The following is a 22,262-nucleotide window of genomic DNA, read 5'->3' as shown; positions in this document are numbered from 1 at the left end:
ACTCCTTGAACTAGTTTCTTGTAACGTTACATACTTAAAAAGAATTAAGCCCCCTCCTCATGCCCAAGTCAGCCCTAAAAATTTATTTTTCTGCAAAATAAAAAGCCCCCTCTGCGGGAGCTGGAGAAAAAGAGCTGAGCAAGGCACTCAAGCTGACCAGTCACTGGCTTGCAGTGTCTGACGCAGGCACTCAAGCCGACCAATCGCTAGCTTTCAAGGTCTGGCGTAGGCACTTAAGCCGACCAGTCGCTTGCTTGCAGGGTCTGGCGTAGGCGCTTTAGGCGGGCATAGTAGGTATTCTTACATATGCCCAGCTCTTGGCATTTGGCCCCAAGCGAGAGTTGCTCGTTCTGGGCCACACAGAGGAAATGATAATCGGTTGGCGACAAGACTTGCGACAGCAGCAGCGAGTTGACCAAGTCGTCCATAGGCGGGCGACTGGCGCCAGCCTGTTCGGCAAAATGCAGGACCTTCTGATTGCCAATCAGGCCTTGAGCCTGACGTGATCGTTTGGCTAGGAGTTGACCCAGATGCCAACTCAGGCCCCGCTGAGCATAGCCCACGAATCGGAAGCGGTCAGACTCGCTGAGCGCGTCCCCATCGAAGTCGCGGGCTAGGCGGACAAGGTGTAGGTAAAGTTCATTGTAGTAATCGTCATAGTCTTGATCCTCAGCCAAGAGATGGTATTGGTGCAAGACATGATGTAACAAAAGTCGGTAGCGGGCCAGGAGTTGCTCCTGGTCCAAGGGATAATGGTCGGAAGTCATAGCTGTTCCCTCCTTATCCCTAGTTAGGCAACTGCATGGAGTTGAGGCCGGTCTTGAGCCAAGTCCTTATAGGCTTGGTCTAGCTTAGCCTGCAAGTCGACCGGGACCTTCCATTCCTTCCAGAAGCTGACAGCAGCTTCATATCGCTCTTGTGGTAGATGCCCATAGCTGGATAAGCTAAAATGACTGAGGAAGGCCAGGCGTGCCGTCCGATAGACCAGACGCACCAGTTCCGGACGTCGAGCCGTTAGTAAGCGGTCCTTGTCCCCTAGGCGTTGGTGGATCTCATGACGGCGCAAACGCGTTAGGGCATAAGTGGCCTCAGGTGACAGGGGTTGGTGCTCTAAGAGAGTCGTTAAAACTTGGAGATGGCTGTTAATCTGCCCCAGCAACTGGTGTTGAGCTTGGACTTGGGCTTCTAGGCTAGTCATTTGATTGTTCAATGTACTTGGTGTTGCTGTTTCCATGGTAGTTCCTCCTTATATTATGCAACGGCTTGATTTTCTTGTGTTGAGTTAGAGAAGTTAGTCTTAGGTTCGCTAGGGCCATAGCTTGCTTGTTGAGGCCGAGCTTGGCCATCAGCCCCCTCAGATGTCACATCTCGCCGGCCTACTGCTTGGGCTTGATGGATGCTAGCACGCATGGATTGGACCCAGTCATCTACTCGGTCAATCTGCTTGAGGTAATGGTCGACCATGACCTGATTCTGAATCGCCTTAAAGTCATCGATATAGCGCATAGGCGCCAGCTTAACTAGCAAGTGGTCAATCTCATGACTGAAGGCGATGATGCGATTAAGACCCTCCAAATCCGGAATGAAGGTCGTGGACCGATTAGCGAAATGCGATAAACCCTCCCGGAATCGCTTGAGATAACGGTAGCGCTCCTCGATAGATTGTAGGTCTTCCTGATACTTGGCATTAGCCTGCTTAAGGGATTCTCTTAGGCGCTGGTTAGTCGCCTCCGCCTCGGCTAGCTTGGGAGCTAGGGGGTTGGACTTGAGATCTTGACTTGGGGTAAGCAACTTAGTCTGGGGCTGTCTAGATTGGTGTATAGCATCGTCCGATTGGGCGTCAGGCTGAAGCCCGTCAGCTTGAGGGCTGGTTGGAACCTGTTGCGTAGTAGCTTGATTGGTAGCAGGAGCTTGCGGTGCTCTAGCCTGACTTGCTTCAGGCGAGACGGCATCCTGTGTCTCCTTCTTCACCTCTTGACAGTCAACTTGTAACTGACTATCTCCTTGGAAGCAAGACTCCAACTGTCCCGCTTTCAACAGCCGCTTAACGGTCCGAAGTTCTAACTGAGACATTTGATGCAGGTACTTACATTTGCCTGAAGGTAAAGTATAAATCTTCTGACGATGTTCCTCGGGGATAGTTGCGATCAGATAAAGTAGCGATAAGCCTAGATGCTCGTAGCACTTCATCTTAGGTAAATTCTTGGCTACATACATCATGCGATTAGCCTCGGGATAATCGATATAAAGCGTCTCTAACCATGGTAGAAATCCATCTTCTGACAACAAAGACTGCTTGGCATAATGCAACCGCCGACCAATCTCCCAATAGGACTGAGTAAGCTGAACCGCATAGGCTAAAATCTGCTCCCTGATGCTATCTAAATTTAAATTTTCTAAATCATCGAATTTCATGGTTTTTCTTCCTTCCAAATAGTCATAAAAACCTATTCAACAACATTATCTATTCTTATGTATAACTTTCTTGTCCAGTCACGATTCTTTTCTGAGTTGTGGTTAACCACAACTCGAGTAATTATATTGAGCCAATATAACAACTTTATAAACTGTGCCTCCTGATGTCATATGTCGAATTTAGTGTCTTGGGTATCGCCCATACTCACCCCTAAATGGTGCAAGATACCCATACAAGAGAAATAGAAAATCTCAAGCTGCTCTTCAACTGTTAGTTTCATAGCTAGACAGACCATAATGATGGTCTCAATGCTTAGACGGCCACAACCATTGAAGATGCGAGAGACCGTAGCGGGCGAACAATAGATTTTCTCTGCCAACGCACGCTCGGTCATGCCTCTCCGCTTAAGTGCCTCATAGAGACGCTCATGATCGTATTGGTAGCTGATCTGAATTTGCTGCATCTCTCTCATAAAGTAACTCTCCTTTCTTATAGAATTTATCTTGATATAGCAAAAAGACGACTTCTACCTAACTGCTTAACCATGGAGCCAAACGAGAGAGAGAATCCGCCTTAACTTACTATAGTTATATTATACGCCCAGAAATTCTAGAAAGAAAGCCCTTCACTAAATGATTTCATAATTTGCAACAAAATTCATTTTGAGCAATATTATGGTCTAAGGAATGGCTTAGTGATGGGCTGTTGGTATTTGAATCATCAAATGAGCGTGTGCACATTACAGTATGAGACGAGAGAGTTTTAAAGGTAGACAAGCGAACGATTGAGACAGAAACTGTCAATTCTGTTGGCCTGATTTGATCGAATATGATTGCGCCATGTCCCTCAAATGGTAGTGTCTTATTCCAAAAATAAAAAGAGCCTTTTACGGCCCTCTTCTATAGGATACTTAACACGTCCCCTGCGCGCATGATACAATCATTTATCATGCTTGACATGTCGCATGCTCAGTATATCTAGGTTATTTTCTGGCATACCTTCATCCCTTTACCTTATTCATTCTAGTAAACGCTAAAGCGACTCAAAAACTAGTGTAGCCTGGATTCTATCTCCGCCCATAAAGCCTTTGCTGCCACCATTACTTGTCGCAATAGTATGAAGTCTATATCCTTTTGCAGCTTGTCTGTTAATGACTTCCTCTAGCTCCGCTAGATTTCCAGAACCCGTCCCAATAAATTTTTCCTTCAGGGTTACCTGTAAAACCACATAATTCAAATCTCTACCAGACGCTACTGAATAGCTACTTTCATTCTTTGCATTATCCAAAAATCCCATTAATATCCCTCCAAAATTTGGTAATCTATCCTGAGTATAACTTAGCAGCCTCAAAATATCTTGCTCATTCTTGCGCTAGAGTTTAGAATTCTTGTGGTTATTTGATTTTTAAATCCATACAAATAACCCGTGCTTTATAAGCACGGGGTGACTTTATTGGACAACCTACTCATTGATGTCTTATTTTTTCAATTACTCTTTACCTTTTTATGGTTAATTCCCTTTACTTGGTTCCATTAACCCATCTTCATATGAAAATTTATAACTTGCTATTGAGCTATAGTCTCTCCCTAGGCTTCCCATATTTGGAATTACAACACAAAATGTCTCTTGCTCATCGAGCAGCCCACAAGAATCGTAGAATCTCGCACATAATAGATTAGCTCGTGGAACCTTATCGCCCGGACTCTTAAATAAGGCACGAACTTCGTAATTGACATAGCCCTCTTTATATTTTAAATAGTCTATGATGTTCTTTTCAAAATAACTTTGCCCTTTTCGAGTAAAACAATCACTATAATAACAATTAGATTGTTTAAATTGAGCGTATATATTATGTCTGTGCTTTTTAGAACGAAACATATGACACCGTTGATCTTGTATTCTCTTATTAATATAGTCTCTAATTATTTCATTTGCCATCAAGTGGCCACGATGAAGGAATTCATTCATACTACTGGCATTTTTGTTAATAACTCTACGAGGGTAACCAATTGCCCTCTGTGAATTACGCAAGTAATTTATGTCAATATTATCAATTTCATCCTTTGATTCCTTCCCCTCTTTACTATTTCTTAAATTTGCTATCCAGCCACTATTCTTTTTCATACCATCTATTTCTTCATTTAGGAGTATAGGCTTTATTAAAACCTTATCGTCCGTTGAATATTGCTCCCAATAGTTCCCTACCTTATAATAGCCACCGTCCTCTATGAAGACCAAATCAAGATCAAGTTCTCCTTCGTTACTTACACTTTCCACGCTTAAATCTTTTCCCGCCCTAATCAAACATTCCAACTCATCTCGACTTAAATCAATAGCCTCTAATGCTTTATCTGATGTATATTTTTCCATACCCAACCTCCATTGATATTACAGATTTCTTTATACATATCTTATAACATTTTCTAACCAAACTCACCCGTAATTGAATGAGATGATTTACAAATTCGATACTACCCATATTATATCCGATTTAATGAACTAACAACAAAAGTATTTTTATCCTGAACATTATAGTTTTGACTTCCCCCAAACCCTTACGAAATAATAAGCACAAAAGGAGTCGAGGGCGAACTCGACTCCCGTTCAGAGCTATATAAGAAGGTTATGCGAAGATGACTAAAAATAGCCATCCCGCGAGTCAAAGTGGGGACGGCTATTTTTTGTCGTGTTTATTGAAGAGTTTGTGGCAGAGCGAATCTTAACTTATGTTCACAAAATAAACTTCCCCAACACGAACAAACAATTCAACTTTTGTGAGCAGCTTATTTACCATCGATAAAACATCTAAAGACGAAGTTTCAAATAGTATCCTCTTCTTTCGTTACTTGCACTTCGTCTACTTGCTTACGTACTTCCTCCGTTTTACTCTTAATATGGGAAAATAAGTCCTTACTACATTCAACAATAATTCGATTTCCTATAGTAGCCATGTTTTCTGAGCTACTACATAGTTTACTTCTGACCCTATTCCGGACTCTCTCTACCTGGCTATTATGGGTTCTCCGAAGTGTTTCATAGCTAAAAACTATCGCGATTGAGTTTTTATACCCTAAAAGTCTCTTTTCAATCGCCTCCCACCAATCTTTGTCCGTCTCACCGCAAGACATCCCATATATTATGATGATATCAGCTATGGAGATTCGTTGTAGAGCATCCTCATATTGATTATCTTGCCCGTGCTCTTTATTTCTAGGTTTAATCATAAATTTAGCGGTATCCGCCTCCAAAACACTTTCCCCTTCTTTATAACCTAATAACTGAGTCTCATCATTCACTCCAATTGTAGTCCCTATTTCACTAGTCCCATGCGGATAGAGAGTAGCGTATCGAGAAAAACTTCTCCCAATGCTATAATCACTACTCTCGATTTTATTAAACAGATAAGAGAAAGAATCTGTATAGTTGAAGCTAATAGTATAAAAATATATATCTTCTCCATACAAGCTCTGATGATTTTTTAAAATATCTTGATCTCTTTCAATCGTCGGAGAAAACAGGCGTTGTATACCTTCGATCATGTTATTTTTTACTTCGTCATCAATTTGAATTTTTCCTAGTATTTTTTCTTCTTGTTTGAGATGCTCTATTAAGTCATCAATAAGATTTTCCCTTGCTTCATTAATTGAAAACTGTAACTCCTCTCCATCTAAAACAGAATCAGAGTTTTTAAAAATACCTTCCCATGTAGATTTCTTGAATATTTCCCCTAATTTTTTCTCTAAATCACTCCAATTGCCCCCCGTATGCTCTTCGAGTGCTTTATAAATCAGATTTTCGGACATTTTACTCCCATGCTTAAGCTCTATGAAGTTTCGAAAATCCGTATATGATGTTCTGAGACCCAGAGCTAAATCAAATCCATTACCTATTAAACATACTACTTTTTTACTCATTAGCTTTCCCCTAATTTTGTAATTTAAATCCCTTGAATTTCATATAAATCTATATCTCTAACTCATTAATTAGTGCTGAAAACTCTTCCACTGTTCCATCTACTTTAACTTTAAGCACATAGTTCTTCAAATTCCCTACACCTTCTACATTTGTCCACTTCTCAAGCTCCTGGTTAGATTTTATCTCTACCAGTACCAATTGAATCTTCTCCTCCGGGTATTTACCTAGAAAGAAATCTTCTTTTGACATATCTTTACGAGTACTACTGTGGTCTTCAATAATCTGGAAATCTTCAATTGGCTTATCTCCTAGATAGACAAGATAGGTGCCAAAGTACTTGCCATCCATCTGTTTTTGAGGTGGACGCGCTATGTAAACCACTTTCCCTTTGATTGTTACATCACGTCCAATGATATCGAAGTCATCTTTCAATTGCGTTCCTTTTTTGTGCCCAAATAAGATTACTTCCTTGAGCTTCTCGTCTTCAAGCTTAATTAAGTCTTGAGTAAATTCTGAGAGTGTTCGATCCTTTAGATGCTCATCTATCCATTGTTTACTGCGTTCCTCTATGGTCACTGATGATGGTGCTGCAGCAATAAATGACGTGCCCCCAACTACTAGGCTAGCGCTAATTAGAAAAGGTAAAAGGCAGCCAACTGTCGTTTTACGATAGATTTTGTTATATAGTGCTTTCCGAGGGTTGGTAAGCCACCCTCTCCCCCTACGCCCATAGCCGGGAATCAAAGCTCTTTTAATTTTTCGTTTCATCGCGCCACTTGTTCGGGCCGAGAGGCGTTTTTTTAAACTTGGTGTTCGTAAACCAAACTTCATACTTAAACTCCTAACATTCTCTTGGAATTTTGGGGTTGCATACGTTACCGCCCATCTGTGCATTAATCCACTAACTCCATTATACTCTTGCCTTCTGTCTTCTCCAATAATGGCACAGTATTATTTTTAAACAATAGTTTATCTATTTTAGTGATTTGACCCCTTCTTGCACCTATATGCGCTAAAAAGCACGCCATTCGCGACTTTTGGGGTTCTCCCTCACCTTTTTCAGCTTAAACCTAGCTTACATTTTGAGCCACGTCGCGTTGGACCTCCATCGAGACATGGCTGCCTCCCAATACGACGTGGCTCACGCTTTTTCGCCCTTTTTGACTCAAAATACTCGCTTCCTTGCCGAGCCACGTCGTGTTGGAGGTCCATCGAGACATCGCTACCTCCAATACGACGTGGCTGCCTCCCAACACGACGTGCCTCTATCTAATATGGCAATATTCCCTCACCTCACTTCCCCATATTAAAAATCAGCCACCGATTACAGGTGGCTGATAGTATCTTATATTCTCAATTTATATTCCCTAAACATTCGATCTAGTGCCTCTGATACTTTCTCACGCTGCATACCTATATTCAAGCGGACATAGCCTTCGCCATTCTGGACGAAGTAACTCCCTAGCACCATTGTAAGTGCGCATGCATCGAAGAATGCCTTCACTTCACTTTCTGTCTTAAGTAGATCTCCAACCCGTACCCAAACTAGGAAGGATGATTCGGCAGGCATTACTTCGAATCTCGGCATGTACTCCTTGACGAAAGATTCTACTAGTCGATGATTTTCCTCAATATATGCTACCATGTCCTCTAGCCACTGTCTTTCCTTGTTATAGGCGGCTACAATAGCTGGTACCGCAAAAACATGGGGGGAAGTGACATAGTTAGCTGATAGGCGTTCATAGATTTGAGCCCTTATTTGAGGATTAGGCACTACAATATAAGAGGTTTTAAGCCCCCCAAGGTTGAATCCCTTATTGGGAGAGACGCATAAGACGCTATTCTGCATAATGGATTCATTGGCCTGCCATAGACTTGTGAAGTGTTGACTCCTAAAAACGATATCGCGATGAATCTCATCTGACACAAGGCAGACCTGATACCGTTGGCAGATTTGGGCGAGTCGATTCAATTCCTCCTTGGTCCAAACCCTTCCTGAAGGGTTTTGTGGATTACAGAGGATGAATAATTTCACGCCTTCTTGTTGGATGTCACGTTCCATGCGTTCAAAGTTCATATAGTAACGATTATCTCGAATCTCAAGGTCATTACAGATTAAGCGTCGCCCATTATGCTGCACAGCTTCTGCAAAGGGGGCATAAGCCGGTGTCTGAATCATCACGGCTTCGCCCTCTTCTGTCAGAGCTTGCACAATATTATGAAGGGCTGAGACGGTCCCAAACACTAATCGAATCCAATCCTTCTCTATCTCTAGCCCATAGTAGCGACGATTCCAATCGATAACGGCTTGATAGAAGCTATCGGGCACATAAGTATAGCTATAATCGGCCTGCATAGCGCGCTCCACAAGGGCTTGTTGAATGGCCGGGGCACACTCGAAGTCGATATCGGCTAAGTCCATCGCAATTACGTCCTTCGCTCCTGGCATCTTCTCTTCTAATAAGCTTGGATCCCATTTGCGTGTTCCAATAGCGCTTCTGTCGAATGCTTTATCAAATTTATCCATAAATCATCCCACCAGTATTAATGACTTATCGGTCTTAGTCAACGCTTGGCTGCCGCTTGAAGTGACTAGCACGACATCTTCAATTCGCACGCCACCAACTTCCGGGACATAAATACCTGGTTCGCAAGTCAGGACCATATTCGCCTCCAAGCAGAACTTACTGGTCGGATTAAGCATAGGATAATCGCCTCCTATCCCAATTCCATGCCCTAGGCCATGCGTGAAATAGGCGCCGTAGCCCTTGTCTTCGATGATTTGACGAGCAAGAGCATCTACTTCCTGGCCCATGAGACGGGGCCGAACGGCCTCTACTGCTGCTTGCTGAGCTAGTTGGACGGCCTCATAAATATCCAAGAGTTCTTGCTTAATCTTACCAATACCGACAGTCCGTGTCATATCTGACATATAATCTTCGAAGACAATCCCGAAGTCAATGGTTACAAGCTCACCTTCCTGAATCACCTTGTTGCTTGGACGCCCATGAGGTAAGGAGCCCCGCCAACCACTTGCTATGATTGGCTCAAAGGACATTCGATCCGCTCCCGCCTTGAAGCATTCGAAGTAGAGATAAGCTACCAGTTCCTTCTCCGTCATACCAGCACGGATACATGGAAGTAGGCGATTGAAGATCTCATCAGTAATCTGACAAGCTGTGCGAATCTTTGCAATCTCGTCTTGATCTTTGATACTTCTCATGGTCACAATCAATTCTCCTACCGAACGAATCTCGAAGAATTCTCTCATCTCTAGGTATTTTGCTACAGAGATTCCTTCATCTTCAAGACCAACCACCTTAGACCCCACCTCCTTTAAAAATGGGATAATGGCCCCATAGTAGTTCCGATTGTCTAGGACCTTTTTTTCTGCGCTCCTTAATCGATAGCTTTCGTTCTGATAGCGTCCATCCATAAATTGGACGACGCGATCAACTAAGACAACCGGTACACAGCCACTCCCTGTTATTAAGCCCAGGTATTGCTTAGTAATCTTGTTAGTTACCACGATAGCATCCAATCCTTGATCCCTCATCATGGCTTGCAATCTCTCAATTCGTTCCATAAGAATCACCTAGAAGTCTAAGTCTAGATCCGCTAATAAGGCCTCATCTTCCGCATTGAAGATTGCCTTATCAGCCTTGGCTTGTGCGGCTTGTAATTCATCATTTCGTTCCATAATTTTGAAGAATGGCCAGTAAATTGCCACGGAAGCAATCAATTGAATGGCGCAAGCGATAATAGTCCGCCAGTCCCCGTTAGTAAGAAATCCTTCTAAGAAAATCCCGACATATGGCGGATCAAAAACCGGCTTATTCAGCAAGCCCCAGTGCATGAGGAACATTGGGAAGGTCCCAATAATGGCACCCCCAAAAACATGCGGGATAAACATAATAGGGTTCAAGATAATGGGTGCCCCGAACAAGATGGGTTCGTTAATCCCGAATAAGGCTGGGAAGAGAGAGACCCGACCAATTTGTTTGTAGCGTTGGTTCTTAGACATCATGCAGGCGATAATACAGCCAATACTAATCCCACATCCTGTAAAACCGAAGAAGGCACTAGATGTCCCTGCTGTATAGAAGTGTGGCAGTGGTTCCCCAGCTTGGAAAGCTGCAATATTTTCTGCAATGAAGGCCACCATAATAGGTCGCGTAATTGGACTGAAGACGGATGAGTGAATCCCGAAGAAGAAGATGGTACAGATAGCGAAGTTAAGCATAAGTACAGCCCATGGGTTATCCATACTCCCTACTAATGGAGTCAAGAAGCGGGTCAACAGGCTTGGTGGTAATTCTCCAATGACATTAAGGAAGATAAAGCGTAGGACGATAAAAGTCCCCCCAACAATCAGCGTAACCGGAATTAACTCGAAGGATTGAGATACGAAATCAGGCACCCCTTCTGGCATCCGGATGGTGATATTACGCTTCTTACAGAAGTTATAGAGTTCTACTGTTAACAAGCCAACAATCATCGCCGTAAAAAGGCCACGCGCTCCTAGGTTCTTCAGAATTAGCTGTCCCTCATCATTGAAAGTCGCTACCATAAAGAGGAAGGAGAATGTCGACAGGGTAACACAACCTGGAATATAGAGCTTATAATATTTCCCTAAGTTATAGGAAATCGCCATGCAAGCATACATCCCAATCAATCCAATTGATAAAGTCACCGGCAAATCTATTAGTGCTGCATTATCATTGATGAATACAGCTACTGGATTAGTGGGCGATAGCATATTTGGAATAGCAGGGATGACCGCAAAGAAACTCCCTAAAATCGTGAAAGGTGTTAGAGCCATCATACCGGCCTTAATAGCACTTAGATGTCGTTGGTTATCTACCTTACGAGCTAAAGGTAGGAAAAAACGGTTCATAAATTCGGCAAACTTATCAAACATTTTACTCACTCCTTTAAATCTTTGTCCTCATTATTTTTCTTTACTGAGTTGATGTTTCTTATAGGTTACGAGCGCTAACTTCATAACTGTCGCTCCATCCATCTCTCCATACACGTCCTTATCTATGATGGCATAAGGAATATCTAACGGCGTTAGGATAGATTTGATAAAATCAATCTTATGTGCAATTTGTGGCCCTACCAAAACAATATCCCAATTCTCAACCGTTCCTTCAAGTGAATCAGCGGGAATGGCAGTGAAGTCAAAATCTGCTTCATTGAGTTTTTCACTCTGCTTCACAACCTTCTTCATGTTCTGCATCAGCATATTGGTTGAGAAACCACCCGCACAACATAATAGGATTTTCATGATACTTCCTCCTCTATTCTATTTATTCCTCAAATATATCAATTAAAGCCTCAATTAAATCACGAGCTAACTGGCAAGTCATATAATGATCCTGCGCGTGAACCATGAGTAAAGTCACGGCTTCTTTGTTATCAGGATCTAGCGCATCAGCAATGATTTGGGTCTGCGCATTATGGGCATCCACCTCTACCTGGCGTGATTCTTTCAACAATTCACGTGCCTTCTTGAATTCCTTCGTCTTGATGCACTTGAGCGCTTCAAAGGCCTTCATTTTGCCTTCACCTGAGTTGGCAATAATCTTGACAATATCTTGTTCCTTCACTGACATCTCGTCACCTCCTCTAGAATTGTCTGAATTGCGTCAATCGCGCTGAGTCTAAGGACTCGAGAATCGCTTGGAATAAATCGGTCATCTGATCCACATCTCGGCTATTAACCAAGGAAGCTGTACAGTGCCCATAGCGGACGGGTACAATAGTCACGACTGTAGGCTTACCGTCATGGACCTTATGTGCTTCACCACCATCCGTACCACCAGAATTAAACATATCACACTGAATTTTGATGCCTTTGTCCTTGGCGATGTGACGAATGTATTGCGTCATCTTGCGGTTTGGTGACAGTGTTCGATCGAAGAAAGTCAGGATAGGGCCTTGCCCCATTTGGCGCTGATTGGTATGGTCCCGAATCAACTGGTTAGGAGCAGTCGCAACATCAATTACGAAGACTGAGTCGGGATTGATCATCTGGGCAGCTGTCCGAGCGCCACGAATCCCAACTTCTTCACTGCTGGTGAAGGCTAGGTGTAAATTATAAGGTAAATCAACTTTATCCAAGCGCTTGGCTAACTGACACATTATATAACAGGCTAGGCGATTATCCATAGCCTTACCGGCATAGATGTCGTCTACTTGGTAGGCCTTGAAGTCTGTATCGAAGGTCACCATGTCGCCAGTCTGAATCCCTAAAGCCTCAACTTCTTCACGTGATTGGGCACCGATATCACAGAATACACGCTGCACTGTTTCATTTTGGTACTGAGCAATAGCCATGCCTTTCACTTTTCGCCCGTCTTGAGTTGTAACTCGCACATGTTGATAGCACTGACCGTAGGTCTGGACCCCTCCTACCTTCATAAGATGAATCAAGCCTAGTTCATCAATTGTCCGAACCATGAAGCCTACCTCATCCATATGCCCACATAGCATCACACTCTGACTATTTTGCGGACTCTCTTTGCTGTAGATTAAGCTACCTAAGCCGTCCGTTCGCTCTACCCAGCCCAACTGGCTAAGCTCCGAGCGAATCACTTGTCGGACTTCCTCCTCATCTCCAGCCAGAGCATCCGCATTGCAGAGTGCCCCTAGCAATTCATAATCCATCTTCCTCGCCTCCTATAAGCAGATTCTTAATAAGTTGATGAATTCTTGATAATTTTGACAATTAGCTAATTCCTGGACCACAGAAGATTGTTGCATTAGACCATATAGCTTCTTAGAGATATGCTGATGAACTTCAACTTGGTTGGGTTTAAGAGCTAACATAAAGACTAATTTGACCGTCTTCCCCTGGTGGATGATCCCCTTAGGAAGTAAGGTAACACTAATTAAATTTTCTGAATGTTTCATTTCCATGGGATGGGGAATGGCTAAGCCATTGTCATACACGGTTGAGACATAAGACTCCCGCTCCAAGATAGAGGTGACATAGTTCTCACTATGCGTATAAGACTCTAGTTTGCTTGCGACATCTTCTAGTAAATCGCGATACTGGTCGTAGTCACCTATTGTGAAGAGATCAGGAGATATCATTTCCAACAAACCCTTATTGGCGTCTAAGAGTGTCCCCATCTCAGTTAAGTACTCCAAATTGTTCTGGATACTAAAATAATCTAGCTCCTCCAAAACTTCCTTAACTAGAACCACAGGACAATCAACCGGATAATCTAGAAGTTTAATGGAAAAGACTAGATTAGGTCGAAAGGCTAAGAGCTCTGTCTTCTGGTCTAGTGAAAATAGTTTGATTCTGGCAGATGGGAATATCTTAGAGAATCGCATCTCCATGAGTTGAGCCAAACCCCCACCGGAACTTGAAACTAGGGCGATATGGTAGTAGCTACGTATCTTACGATCGTTCTGACGCTCATAAGAAACCGCCATATGGGAAGTGAGGTAGACGATTTCCTCTTCCGTAATGGTCATATGATACTCTTGCTCGAGACGCTTAACTAGATGTAGCGCGCAGTTCATAATTGCTGGGAACTCTCGGCAGAGTGAATCGATTAGACTACTCTTACTACTATCCGCTAGATGATTACTCTCCATCATCACGGCAACGTGAAGCTGAATCATCCGCATGAAATCCACATCTTCAACAAATCGTGTATCGAACTGTTGATCAATCTCTGTATAGACTTGATAGAGAAATTTACGCAACGCAGTCTGGGGTACTAGGTTAATCGATTGGTGTTCTAAGAGTAACTGATAAATGACTTGAGCATGTGGAAGACAAGCCCTCGTTAGCTCATACTGGTTAAGAATCTTTTTTAGAGGCTCCATATCGGACAGATTAAGACTCTGATACTGAGTCTCCACATTCAATATATGGTAACAGATTAATAATTCTAGCCATCTCCGTATAATACGTGCTGAATCACCATCAGGCCTTAGGCGATACTCCTGACAAATGAGTCTCACCCCTTGGCTGATATCGTCTGGATTAGTCACCAAGTGGCTAATGTAATCCAGTATTAAATGTTGTCCTTTGATATAGTAAGCGTCAATCAGTTTAATCTTATCGTAGAGATTGCCTTGTAGCCGAATCCCGTGATGGGCTTTAGTTACTAATTTAATTTCACTGCCTTCAAGCAACTTGGGCAAAGCCCCACAGTCTAACTTAACCTGGGCAATACTAATCCCGCATAAATCAGCTAGTTGACGATAAGTGATATATTGGGAATGTAATAGAAGATGTACTAAGAGCGTCTCAATTCGCTTGTTCTTGGTCTCGTAGCCATCCTCTGTCCAATCTGATAAGAAATCCTCAAACTGATTAGCGTCACTAATAACTAAATAATAGCCGCGTTTACGGGACAGTTCGATTCTGAAAGAAGCCGACTCATCGTTCAGTGCTTTCACATCATCACGAATGGTCCGAGTCGATACATCAAAGGTATGTGCTAAGTCATCTAATTTAATGAAGCTTTCCTGCTTCAATTTCTTCAATAATTCCTTACGCCTCATATATTCTCCCCCTTCATATTAACTGTCCTATCCTCTATCTTCATTATATAACAGCGCTTTCTTAGGGAAAAGATTATCTTTTTCTTTTTTTGTGGAAAAAAGTGTTGGATAAGAAAGTCAAACACACTCGGACTACTCCCCACCAAATGCAATAATAGAAAGAGCTCGAGGTACTATCTACCTCGAGCTCTAATATACTGATTCACATAGAAGACTATGACTACTATTTTTTCTCTATGGATCTGACGTTATTTGAAGCATCCTCAACACATTCATTTTGCCCACATTGCTTATAGGCATTTTTTCTATCTAATTCATATTTGCAGTCTAGAAGATAAAGTCTTATTTGTCTTCTCCTAAAACTGAAGCCCTGAATTAGAACATAGCTAATAGTAACAGGTAAAATAAGAAGTATAATTATAGCACCTACTTGCTGAAGTCCAGTTCCCCCAAGTAATGTGTCAAAAAGTCTCTGGAAATCATTTAATGCTCTCACTTTTTCTGAAGTAGAGCTTAATAATTCATATCTCTTTTCCGTATACAAGGTGATTGCACTGCCAATACCTGTTCCTATTAAAAGAGTTATAGACGCAACGAAGCCACACACCCATTGCGCAAATTTTGTTGTTTTAGCTAATGAACTATCAATTTCGTTAATGATATTACTTATATTAGGCTCATTAACTAGATCTTTTTCCATCAATTCAGTCACTACACTTTTTTTCTTATCGATTAAAAAATAATCTGCACCAAAATAAATAGTGTATGCAATGAGGGGCACTAGCAAAAAGCCAAAACCCTTAAGGTTATTCAAATCAAAAAGCCAATAATATACAAGTACTAGAGAACCCATTTTAAAAATCGCAGAAAAGACTCCTGCACTTAACATTTCCCATTTGAACAACTTACGTATTTCATAGTATAAATAACTCATGCAATATCTCCTCTCTTAACTTTGAACTTTTTTCATCTGACCAATATATTTGATTTGACCGTTCGCTACTTCTACCCATAATCTATCTTGGTATTCTTATCCCCCTCTCTAGACCTCCAACAAATTTCGATATTTAGCGGAAGATCAATACATTAATAACCTTATCTTGGACCTCTCCTCCCCTTAGGATTCCTTGTACTTTTTACCCTTTTGCCGTGGAAACTAGAAAGAGATTTGACTTCTTCCAAACCTGTACAGTATAATAAACATAGAAGGAGTCGAGGGCGAACTCGACTCCCATGCAGAGCCGTATAAGACGGTGATGCCAAGATGACTAGAAATAGCCGTCCCGCGTGTCAAAGTGGGGACGGCTATTTTTTGTCGTGCTTATTGAAGAGTTTGTGGCAGAGCCCAATCAAGGCAATGACAAAAGTGCCAAATTCCAAGATAAGCCTTACCACAGCATCAGCTGACAAATTCAGTGTCCTCCTTCCCTCTAGATTTTGATGGATGCACATAGAGCACCACCTCCTCCTGAGTGGGAGTCACCACCGTCTTCACTTCTCTACAATCTCTATTATACGCCTATTGGAGGGAATATGGAAGAGCCGATGCGAACTTCAGTTCGCTTTTTACCATGGATAGAGCCCACCAATTGGCGGGCTCTCTAAGTGTATATAAAGTTTATTCCATCGCTTGGACTTTTTCTTCAATGAAGGCAATCTCTGACTCACTCAACCCATACTTTTTGTAGAGTTGTTGATCAATGTCAGCAATAGATTGTGACCAATCGATATCGGAATTGGATGAAAAGTCTTGAAGTGGAACGTTTTTCCAAGTATCTTTATTATTGTCTTGAGTAATTTTCAAAGTTCCTAACAAAGCTCTTACAAATTTTGTTTTAATGTATTTGAGACAATTGCTAGCATCTATAAACTTCTCAAATGCCCCAAAAGAAATAAATGATTGGGTATATCCAGTTAATGGTTCTCCAATTAGGGGTTCTCCAATTAGAGGAGTAGGCCCTGCATCTCCAATTGCTCCACTCCCATTAGATTTTGGCAAAATTATTTTATATTTCTTTAGATTTGAGTGGGCTTCGATATATTTATTGTTAATATACTTATACTTCCGGATATTTTTTATCAGACCGAGCACCTTAATATCTTCTTTATTACCTCTACTATCATAGAATATAGGCACTTGTTCAAATATGGAGGTTGTTAACCGCCTTTCTTTCCCTTCGCTTCCAATTACATGCCGTAATTCATTATAATCTTCAAAAAGTTGATTCAAATCAAATCGATTCTGTAAATATATAATTGAAACAATAGAATGAAAGTCATTTGAATTTATCACTTTATTTAAAATTTTATTTAACTCATCATACGTGGTAAACGTTCTGATGGGGCCAATTTTGCTACCTTTCTCTCTATATGAAACTACTAAGCCTCCTGTAATGTCCGTATTTGGAAATACACTAGCAGAATCCTGTTCGTAAAATACAACTTTTAGATTATCATCAGACAGCATTTTTTCATTCCATGCCTTTGGAGTTTTGCCCGCATTAAACAAAAATCTTCCTGGTGTTATCAATATTACTTTGTCAGCTATTTTATATGATAATTCCATAAAGTAATTATATAAAGGACGATCACTAGTTCCCTCCAAAGTTTCCTGATACGGCGGATTCCCCACCACAACATCAAATTTCACGTGACCAAACGCCTCCTCTACTTTTTCTTTACCCTTGTCTATATCCTGCTTTAGGATGTCCGTTAGCCCCGGGATATAGACCACATTCGTCTTATAACCTCTGTATCCTGCTAGTGTCCGCTCCGTAATGGTTTTGGCCATTGGGGTTTGGGCAATAACATAGATATTTCTGCTTAGAATCGACTGATAGACCTGTCTATCAATAAATCGCTTGTCTTCATTCGCTAACATGGCCTGATAGTATAAGCTCATCGCAGCATGCAAAGGATATAGGCCAGTCTTGGAGTTTATATCAATAATCTTAGTATCTGGGTGGTAGATTTCCTTAGTTACTTCACGCTCTACCCAATGTAGGTTAGGCCTTCCGCCATCCGTCATCACATGGAAATCATCATCGTAGAAGTTCAAGCCACCTATTCCCTTGGCAATTTGCATGTTGACAACACGCCATGGGGTGAGGACTGTTTCCTTGTCGGGGTTCTTGAAACTACCAAATAATTCAGCAATCCGTTCAGCACGTTCAATAAAGTCTAGCTCGTCTAATTCTTTGGCGCGGTGTCGAATAATTCGGCCTGCTTCCACGAAGACTTCTGCATCATAGAATTGGGTGATTTCCTGGAACATCTCCTTAGTAAAGCCCTTAGGCATAAACTCCTTCCAAGACTTATCATCCACCTGCTTGACGAATTCCTCAATCGAGATATCATCTTGAATATCGACATCCATCCCGTAAATCATGAGAGGAATCTTAGTTGATACCCCTCGCAAGATTGAAATCATGGTCTTGCGCTGTTGCTTAGCCTTCTTAATCTTCTCAATTGCTTCTTGCTCTTCAGGGGTGCGGTCTCGTTTTTTCTTTTTCTTGCCCTTCTCACCCTTCTCGTATTCTTCATCGGTCAAACCATTGTCATTCACCGTAATCGTCTTAGGTGTTTTCTGTTTGCTCGTTTTACCTACAATCGCGTTCAAGTCTTGGAACAACTTAGCATCGCCCTCTGTTAGGGTTAGAAGCTTATCATTATAGAGACTGTCGTCTTCAAATCCAGACCGTACTGCTTTCTCCGCATAGACCTTCTTCAATTGAGTTAACATGCGATCAACATCATAAGTTTTCATGCCATTGTCTGCTTGACCAAGAATTGGCAAGAAGTTCAAGAGGTGAGACATGGCTTTCTTCTGCTGGTGTGTATTTTTCTTACCCACACCAGAATTAATCTGCGCACTCTCTGCCATCACGGTCAGCGCTCGATCTGGCGCAAAATCAAAGATATAACAATGTTTTTTCATCCCTAATTTTTCATGAGAAAATGGTGTTTGAGCTCGAAAAGCGGCCTGTAGATAGTTCATAGCAGAATTAGTATTGGATAAAAATATAACAGCCGTCCATTCAGGAATATTGACGCCAGTTGTTAACTTTCGAACCGTTAGGGTAATGGTTCTTGTCTGAGAGGGATCTTTTGTTATCGCCTTGCGAACTTTCTCTAAGTCCGCCTCATTGGCAACACCATCGTCACTATCCCGCTCGCTTCCTCGAACTACATTGACAATTTGGTACTCCTTACCAAAAATTGGATGCTGCTTCATAAGGTCTTCTAAGGCGTTGGCTTCTTTAACTCCTGGTAATAACCAGAGTGTGTGCCGCAACTCCTCTCGGTAGGCCTTGGTTGAAAAAGGATAGTTTGTTCGGCTATCAGGATTGGTAATATTATCAAGAAAGGCTCGAACCTCTTGCTTATGGACCAGGCAACCTGAATCATCTGTGCGGAAGAACTCTCTGAAATTAAAAGATTTCCGTTCATCTAAAAATTTCTTGTTCTTCATCTCGAAGGTATACATAGATACCTTCGGTAACTTCTCGTAAGGGTTTGGTTCATTTGGTTTCTCGAGCGCCCACTTAAGCTTAGCCGTCTGTTCCATGGTATAGTCCCAGGTATAAACTTGATCTTCTTCAAATTTATCCAAGAGATTGAAGGGGGTCCCAGATAGCTCCAGAACTTTGGTTTTATCCTTAACTAACTGCTCCATTACAAGTTCACTTAGCTGAGTCTGAGTACCTTCATGGGCTTCATCAATCAGAATAAGATCCCAGTCTACCTCAGCAAATTGGCTCAAGTTCGTTTGCGCATTATTATGACGTAAGAGCTGAATGGAAGCAAAATAAACAAAAGGCTTGTTTCCCTTTTTGAGCGATTCAAGCGAGGCACCTTGGGTCACTGAACCATATTCATAACCTTCTTGGCTCATCATCATTTTCTCAAAGTCCTGGAACCAAGAATCTGACACAACGGGACGGTGCGTCATAATCAGTACTTTTTGGAAACCTTCTTCTTTGACCAACTGAAGAGCCGTTAATGTCTTGCCAAAGCGCATTTTAGCATTCCATAGCATTGTATCCTTAGTCTTGAAGGCCTGACGCGTCTTCGCTACTGCTTCTTCTTGTTCTGGACGTAAAATGACCGCCGTCTTCTCTTCTACCGACTCATTGATATACTCACGTCCAGCCTTTACCGCTTGAATAGCTGATTTAGCTGTCTCCAAATCCGTATCAAACCACTCATTGCCTTCTAGCAATTCCGCATGCTTAATTCCAGAACGTCTCAATACATTATGGACATCATAATCATGAAACCAGGTCTTGTCTGATTTGCGATAGGCTAGTTCAACCCATCCCAACATAAAAGGCAGACCTGAGGTCTTCATGTATTGTTTAATTCTTTTAGGAGCTAACTTCCGTAAGAAACTACTATTCGGACTCCAGTCTCCCTCGACTTCGTCTTCTGGAACGGTTCCTTCGCCAACTTTGTAAGTCCCATCAAAAGCAGGAAATTGGCCACTCGCATTGTCAACTGTCTGAACATAGATAAATTTCCGCTCAGCCGTTTTGTAGAGGGCTTGAGCTTTAGGTTCTAAAAATTCATCGAATAAATTAGCCTGAATTTCATCGTCAATATAGTTAATAACGAACCAGACTAAGATATAGAACATATGCTCTAAGGCTCTAAGCGCATTCTCTTGCGTTGCGTCAGAAGGGTTCAGAACGTGGGCAGAATTATTGCCTTTCCCTTTAATCTCGTAAAAATAATCCACAACATGTTTATCATTAATCGAGTACTTAATTTTCCGAAGAATCTCATTGAAATTATCCCGTTCCCCCAATTCAATGTAGGCACGGTCTGCAAATAACTTGGCTGTATTTTCCGCGACTTTACGGACTTTGGTCAAGGTCCCTTCATAGTCTTTCTGAGCGTAGTTTTCTTCCGCCATATTGATAGTCGCATACAATTCTGCTGTATCTAAATCGACACTTAGAAAATCAAAATTTGAAACCACACTCATCCTTAATCCCCCAATAAGTATACTTTTTGTATTTCAATTTCTGTTATGACTTTTTCAACCTCTGGCTTGCTAGCAACCTCTTCCTCCCATTCAAAGAGGCTAAGTTGTTCCATTACAAGTTTTTTCTCCTCTTCCACTTCTTCACCGAATAATTCAGCAAAGGCAAAAGGAACAGCTCGAACTTTGCTCGGATATCCCGGAACTTTCTGCCATTCAATCATTCGAATTGGCTCTTCAGTTATGGGGTGACGTTTGGTTAAGGTATTCCCTCTTACAATATTCTTGTGGATGATATAATTCGCCGATTTGTAGATATTGGTCTGACTATTGAGTCGCTCACCAAAAGCCTCTTCATACCAATCGAGATAGTAATTAAACATCCTCGAGCGTGCTACATCCAGATTGTCTGCAAGATACTCGATGCCATAAATTGAGGCTAGAGCTACTAACGCCTTGGTTTTCCAATTGCGTTTATCATACTGTTCTGTTACAGCCTTCAGCTTCCGTTCTAGAATTGCTAAGAGGAAGTTGCCATCTCCTGCTGCTGGCTCTAGAAAAGTAGCATAAATATTTTCGCAGGCTTCTTTTATGCCTGGAGTATCTAGCATCTTCTTCACCATCCAAGCAGGAGTAAAGACTTCCCCATGCTGCTGAACGCGTTTCTTACTTTTTATTAATCCCTCTGACATGCACTCACCCAGCTCTCATTCCCAGTCCACAAACCCGAGGTTTTTCGGACTAGAGGTGAACTATGCTATGGTGAACCCAGCACTACTAACTAGATGGGTGCAAAAAGGAGTATGAAAATGACAAAGAAATATGGCTATGTACGGGTATCGACTGCTCAGCAGAAGACGGATATTCAATATGAAGAACTGCGTAACTACGGCGTCTGCCAAATATTCGTCGACAAGACAAGTGGTACTACAACTGAGAATCGGGAAGCTTTGCAGAATCTTTTGGAGATAGCGCAGCGCGGAGATGAGGTGGTTGTTACCAAAATTGACCGACTAGCACGTAGCATTATTGACCTTAATCAAATTGTGACTACCCTCAACAGCAAAGGTGTTCAAGTGCGATTTTTACAAGATAATTTGATCTTCGAAGCTCACGAAAAGCCAAGCCCCTTAAGCTTGCTGATGTTCAACATATTAGGGGCATTCGCTCAGTTCGAACGTGACTTGATTATCGAACGTACAGGGGCAGGAATTGAGAAAGCAAGACTAAATGGTATTAAGTTAGGCCGACCACGAGAACACTATGACCGAATTGAAAGGGCACTAGAGCTATATCTAAATCGGCCGCAAAATCAATTGTCAATCCAAGAAATTCTTCAACTGACCCAGGTTAAAAAATCCAAGTTTTACTACTACCTAAAGCAACTAAAAAAAGGCAATCTTAACCTCTAGCAGA

Annotated in this window: 20 protein-coding genes; 1 reads left to right on the top strand and 19 read right to left on the bottom strand. The window is 41.9% G+C overall.

The window, feature by feature from the left end; genetic code table 11:
- Positions 1 to 233: 233 nt before the first annotated feature.
- The 19 genes from V7R82_RS01845 to V7R82_RS01755 all read right to left on the bottom strand — a co-directional run bounded on the left by V7R82_RS01845 (position 234) and on the right by V7R82_RS01755 (position 21,538).
- A complete protein-coding gene (locus V7R82_RS01845) occupies positions 234 to 767 on the bottom strand; it encodes a hypothetical protein (protein ID WP_338543075.1) in 534 nt (177 codons plus the stop codon).
- 23 nt (positions 768 to 790) lie between these two features.
- A complete protein-coding gene (locus V7R82_RS01840) occupies positions 791 to 1,234 on the bottom strand; it encodes an ORF6C domain-containing protein (RefSeq protein ID WP_338543073.1) in 444 nt (147 codons plus the stop codon).
- A 17-nt stretch (positions 1,235 to 1,251) separates the two neighbouring features.
- A complete protein-coding gene (locus V7R82_RS01835) occupies positions 1,252 to 2,415 on the bottom strand; it encodes a hypothetical protein (protein WP_338543071.1) in 1,164 nt (387 codons plus the stop codon).
- A gap of 167 nt (positions 2,416 to 2,582) precedes the next feature.
- The gene (locus tag V7R82_RS01830) at positions 2,583 to 2,888 is read right to left on the bottom strand and encodes a helix-turn-helix transcriptional regulator (protein WP_338543069.1); all 306 of its coding nucleotides are present in this window, start codon (positions 2,886 to 2,888) and stop codon (positions 2,583 to 2,585) included.
- Between the two features lie 560 nt (positions 2,889 to 3,448).
- Positions 3,449 to 3,712, bottom strand: a complete 264-nt coding sequence (locus tag V7R82_RS01825) for a DUF4177 domain-containing protein (protein ID WP_338543067.1) — start codon at positions 3,710 to 3,712, stop codon at positions 3,449 to 3,451.
- 213 nt (positions 3,713 to 3,925) lie between these two features.
- Positions 3,926 to 4,786 (bottom strand): hypothetical protein, encoded by an 861-nt coding sequence (locus V7R82_RS01820; RefSeq protein WP_338543065.1) that lies wholly within the window; start codon positions 4,784 to 4,786, stop codon positions 3,926 to 3,928.
- A gap of 449 nt (positions 4,787 to 5,235) precedes the next feature.
- Positions 5,236 to 6,330: an AbiH family protein gene (locus V7R82_RS01815; RefSeq protein WP_338543064.1), complete on the bottom strand. Its 1,095-nt coding sequence runs from the start codon at positions 6,328 to 6,330 to the stop codon at positions 5,236 to 5,238.
- A gap of 49 nt (positions 6,331 to 6,379) precedes the next feature.
- Positions 6,380 to 7,162 carry a hypothetical protein gene (locus V7R82_RS01810; RefSeq protein WP_338543783.1) on the bottom strand — a complete coding sequence of 261 codons (783 nt, stop codon included), beginning with the start codon at positions 7,160 to 7,162 and terminating at the stop codon, positions 6,380 to 6,382.
- A gap of 514 nt (positions 7,163 to 7,676) precedes the next feature.
- Positions 7,677 to 8,858, bottom strand: coding sequence for a PatB family C-S lyase (locus tag V7R82_RS01805; RefSeq protein WP_338543062.1), 1,182 nt, complete (start codon positions 8,856 to 8,858; stop codon positions 7,677 to 7,679).
- Between the two features lie 3 nt (positions 8,859 to 8,861).
- Entirely contained in the window at positions 8,862 to 9,917 is a 1,056-nt protein-coding gene (locus V7R82_RS01800; protein ID WP_338543060.1) for a Xaa-Pro peptidase family protein, read from the bottom strand.
- 9 nt (positions 9,918 to 9,926) lie between these two features.
- On the bottom strand, positions 9,927 to 11,252 hold the full coding sequence (locus tag V7R82_RS01795; RefSeq protein WP_338543058.1) for a PTS sugar transporter subunit IIC: 1,326 nt from the start codon (positions 11,250 to 11,252) through the stop codon (positions 9,927 to 9,929).
- Between the two features lie 30 nt (positions 11,253 to 11,282).
- Positions 11,283 to 11,621 (bottom strand): PTS sugar transporter subunit IIB, encoded by a 339-nt coding sequence (locus V7R82_RS01790; RefSeq protein ID WP_338543057.1) that lies wholly within the window; start codon positions 11,619 to 11,621, stop codon positions 11,283 to 11,285.
- 22 nt (positions 11,622 to 11,643) lie between these two features.
- On the bottom strand, positions 11,644 to 11,949 hold the full coding sequence (locus V7R82_RS01785) for a PTS lactose/cellobiose transporter subunit IIA (protein ID WP_303886249.1): 306 nt from the start codon (positions 11,947 to 11,949) through the stop codon (positions 11,644 to 11,646).
- Positions 11,950 to 11,962: 13 nt separating this feature from the next.
- Positions 11,963 to 13,003, bottom strand: coding sequence for an aminopeptidase (gene ypdE / locus V7R82_RS01780; protein WP_314943819.1), 1,041 nt, complete (start codon positions 13,001 to 13,003; stop codon positions 11,963 to 11,965).
- Positions 13,004 to 13,015: 12 nt separating this feature from the next.
- Positions 13,016 to 14,863 (bottom strand): BglG family transcription antiterminator, encoded by a 1,848-nt coding sequence (locus tag V7R82_RS01775; protein WP_338543049.1) that lies wholly within the window; start codon positions 14,861 to 14,863, stop codon positions 13,016 to 13,018.
- 223 nt (positions 14,864 to 15,086) lie between these two features.
- On the bottom strand, positions 15,087 to 15,797 hold the full coding sequence (locus V7R82_RS01770; RefSeq protein WP_338543047.1) for a hypothetical protein: 711 nt from the start codon (positions 15,795 to 15,797) through the stop codon (positions 15,087 to 15,089).
- A 371-nt stretch (positions 15,798 to 16,168) separates the two neighbouring features.
- Complete coding sequence (locus V7R82_RS01765) at positions 16,169 to 16,273, bottom strand: putative holin-like toxin (protein ID WP_311466354.1); 105 nt, start codon at positions 16,271 to 16,273, stop codon at positions 16,169 to 16,171.
- 208 nt (positions 16,274 to 16,481) lie between these two features.
- Entirely contained in the window at positions 16,482 to 20,843 is a 4,362-nt protein-coding gene (locus tag V7R82_RS01760) for an Eco57I restriction-modification methylase domain-containing protein (protein WP_338543729.1), read from the bottom strand.
- Positions 20,844 to 20,851: 8 nt separating this feature from the next.
- Positions 20,852 to 21,538 carry a methylase gene (locus V7R82_RS01755; RefSeq protein WP_338543044.1) on the bottom strand — a complete coding sequence of 229 codons (687 nt, stop codon included), beginning with the start codon at positions 21,536 to 21,538 and terminating at the stop codon, positions 20,852 to 20,854.
- Between the two features lie 117 nt (positions 21,539 to 21,655).
- Between V7R82_RS01755 and V7R82_RS01750 the strand changes: the two genes are divergently transcribed.
- Positions 21,656 to 22,258 (top strand): recombinase family protein, encoded by a 603-nt coding sequence (locus V7R82_RS01750; protein ID WP_338543042.1) that lies wholly within the window; start codon positions 21,656 to 21,658, stop codon positions 22,256 to 22,258.
- Positions 22,259 to 22,262 lie beyond the last annotated feature (4 nt).

The organism is Abiotrophia defectiva ATCC 49176, assembly GCF_037041345.1.
Lineage (GTDB): Bacteria > Bacillota > Bacilli > Lactobacillales > Aerococcaceae > Abiotrophia.
Note: the sequence above shows the minus strand (reverse complement) of the source record. Positions and strands in the feature narration are given on the sequence as shown.